1 rRNA gene is annotated in these 3,238 nt (G+C 56.3%); it reads left to right on the top strand.

The window, feature by feature from the left end:
* The first annotated feature begins 77 nt into the window (after positions 1-77).
* Positions 78-3,188: ribosomal RNA gene (locus ACGFIW_RS33695) — 23S ribosomal RNA — on the top strand.
* Positions 3,189-3,238: the final 50 nt, after the last annotated feature.

The raw sequence follows: 3,238 nt of genomic DNA, 5'->3' as shown, positions 1-3,238 counted from the left end.
TGGGTTTGGTGTGGGGCGGATCGGGTTGTGGGTTGGTCGTTTGTTGAGAATTGCACAGTGGACGCGAGCATCTTTGTGGTCAAGTTGTCAAGGGCGAACGGTGAATGCCTTGGCACCAGGAGCCGATGAAGGACGTGGGAGGCCGCGATAGGCCTGGGGGAGCTGTCAACCAAGCTGTGATCCCAGGGTGTCCGAATGGGGAAACCTGGCACCAGTCATGTGGTGTCACCCACACCTGAACACATAGGGTGTGTGGAGGGAACGCGGGGAAGTGAAACATCTCAGTACCCGCAGGAAGAGAAAACAATTTAGTGATTCCGTGAGTAGTGGCGAGCGAAAGCGGATCGAGGCTAAACCGGCTGCGTGTGATACCTGTCAGGGGTTGCGTGGTCGGGGTTGTGGGACCCTGCTGAATGTACTGACATGCATTCGAGAAGTTACAAAGTTAGTGGCTAGTCGAACAGTCTGGAATGGCTGACCGTAGACGGTGAGAGTCCGGTAGGTGAAAGTTGCTGACCTTCTGTGGGTGTTCCCGAGTAGCGGCGGACCCCTGAAATCTGCCGTGAATCTGCCAGGACCACCTGGTAAGCCTAAATACTTCCTGGTGACCGATAGCGGACAAGTACCGTGAGGGAATGGTGAAAAGTACCCCGGGAGGGGAGTGAAATAGTACCTGAAACCGTTCGCCTACAATCCGTCGGAGCCTTGCGGGGTGACGGCGTGCCTTTTGAAGAATGAGCCTGCGAGTTAGTGGCATGTGGCGAGGTTAACCCGTGTGGGGGAGCCGTAGCGAAAGCGAGTCTGAATAGGGCGATTCAGTCGCGTGTCCTAGACCCGAAGCGGAGTGATCTAGCCATGGGCAGGCTGAAGCGCGGGTAAGACCGCGTGGAGGGCCGAACCCACCAATGTTGAAAAATTGGGGGATGACCTGTGGTTAGGGGTGAAAGGCCAATCAAACTCCGTGATAGCTGGTTCTCCCCGAAATGCATTTAGGTGCAGCGTCGCGTGTTTCTTGCCGGAGGTAGAGCACTGGATGGTCTAGGGGGCCCACAAGCTTACCGAAATCAGCCAAACTCCGAATGCCGGTAAGTGAGAGCGCGGCAGTGAGACTGCGGGGGATAAGCTTCGTAGTCGAGAGGGAAACAGCCCAGATCACCAGCTAAGGCCCCTAAGCGTGTGCTAAGTGGAAAAGGATGTGGGGTCGCATAGACAACCAGGAGGTTGGCTTAGAAGCAGCCACCCTTTAAAGAGTGCGTAATAGCTCACTGGTCAAGTGGTTCCGCGCCGACAATGTAGCGGGGCTCAAGCACACCGCCGAAGCTGTGGCATTCACATTTTATCCTCGCTTGGACTTGATTCCTTGTGCAGGTGTGTGGATGGGTAGGGGAGCGTCGTGCCGCGAGTGAAGCAGCGGGGTGACCCAGTTGTGGACGCGGCACGAGTGAGAATGCAGGCATGAGTAGCGAAAGAAGGGTGAGAAACCCTTCCGCCGGATGACCAAGGGTTCCAGGGCCAGGCTAATCCGCCCTGGGTGAGTCGGGACCTAAGGCGAGGCCGAGAGGCGTAGTCGATGGACAACGGGTTGATATTCCCGTACCCGCGAAAGAGCGTCCCTGATGAACCTCGTTGTGCTAACCGCCCAAACCATCCAAGACCTTCGGGTTGAGGGTGGGGAGCGTGGGAACCTGATGGGTAGTAGTCAAGCGATGGGGTGACGCAGGAAGGTAGCTGAGCCCGGCCGGTGGTTGTGCCGGGGTAAGCGTGTAGGCCGTGTTGTAGGCAAATCCGCAACACATATAGGCTGAGACGTGATGCCGAGCCGATTCAGGTGAAGTCAGTGATCCTATGCTGCCGAGAAAAGCCTCTAGCGAGTTCTTAGCGGCCCGTACCCCAAACCGACACAGGTGGTCAGGTAGAGAATACCGAGGCGATCGGGCGAACTGTGGTTAAGGAACTCGGCAAATTGCCCCCGTAACTTAGGGAGAAGGGGGGCCGGAGACGTGAAGCCCCGCGCGGGTGGAGCGTTGTATGGCCGCAGAGAGCAGGGGGAAGCGACTGTTTACTAAAAACACAGGTCCATGCGAAGAAGTAATTCGATGTATATGGACTGACGCCTGCCCGGTGCTGGAACGTTAAGGGGACCTGTTAGCTCTTCGGGGCGAAGCGGAGAACTTAAGCGCCAGTAAACGGCGGTGGTAACTATAACCATCCTAAGGTAGCGAAATTCCTTGTCGGGTAAGTTCCGACCTGCACGAATGGCGTAACGACTTCCCCACTGTCTCAACCACAGGCCCGGCGAAATTGCAGTACGAGTAAAGATGCTCGTTACGCGCGGCAGGACGGAAAGACCCCGGGACCTTTACTATAGCTTGACATTGGTACTCGAATTAGCTTGTGTAGGATAGGTGGGAGCCGGTGAAGTCCATACGCCAGTATGGGTGGAGGCAATCTTGAAATACCACTCTGGTTGATTTGGGTATCTAACTTCGGACCGTTATCCGGTTCAGGGACAGTGTCTGGTGGGTAGTTTAACTGGGGCGGTTGCCTCCTAAAAGGTAACGGAGGCGCCCAAAGGTTCCCTCAGCCTGGTTGGCAATCAGGTGTTGAGTGCAAGTACACAAGGGAGCTTGACTGTGAGACTGACAAGTCGAGCAGGGACGAAAGTCGGGACTAGTGATCCGGCACTTGCGAGTGGAAGCGGTGTCGCTCAACGGATAAAAGGTACCCCGGGGATAACAGGCTGATCTTCCCCAAGAGTCCATATCGACGGGATGGTTTGGCACCTCGATGTCGGCTCGTCGCATCCTGGGGCTGTAGCAGGTCCCAAGGGTTGGGCTGTTCGCCCATTAAAGCGGTACGCGAGCTGGGTTTAGAACGTCGTGAGACAGTTCGGTCCCTATCCGCCGTGCGCGTAGGATACTTGAGAAGGGCTGTCCCTAGTACGAGAGGACCGGGACGGACGAACCTCTGGTGTGCCAGTTGTCCTGCCAAGGGCACGGCTGGTTAGCTACGTTCGGAAGGGATAACCGCTGAAAGCATCTAAGCGGGAAGCCTGCTTCAAGATGAGGTATCCCACCCACCTTTGGTGGGGTAAGGCCCCCAGCTAGACGACTGGGTTGATAGGCCGGAAATGTAAGCCCGGTAACGGGTTCAGTTGACCGGTACTAATAGGCCGAGGACTTGACTACTAAGCTGCTACGCGTCCACTGTGCAACTCTGAACGAACGAACACCCGTGA

This window comes from Micromonospora sp. NPDC048935 (assembly GCF_043197875.1).
Classification (GTDB): Bacteria; Actinomycetota; Actinomycetes; order Mycobacteriales; family Micromonosporaceae; genus Micromonospora.
The sequence above is the reverse complement of the archived record's forward strand: the minus strand, read 5'-3'. Positions and strand labels throughout refer to the sequence as shown.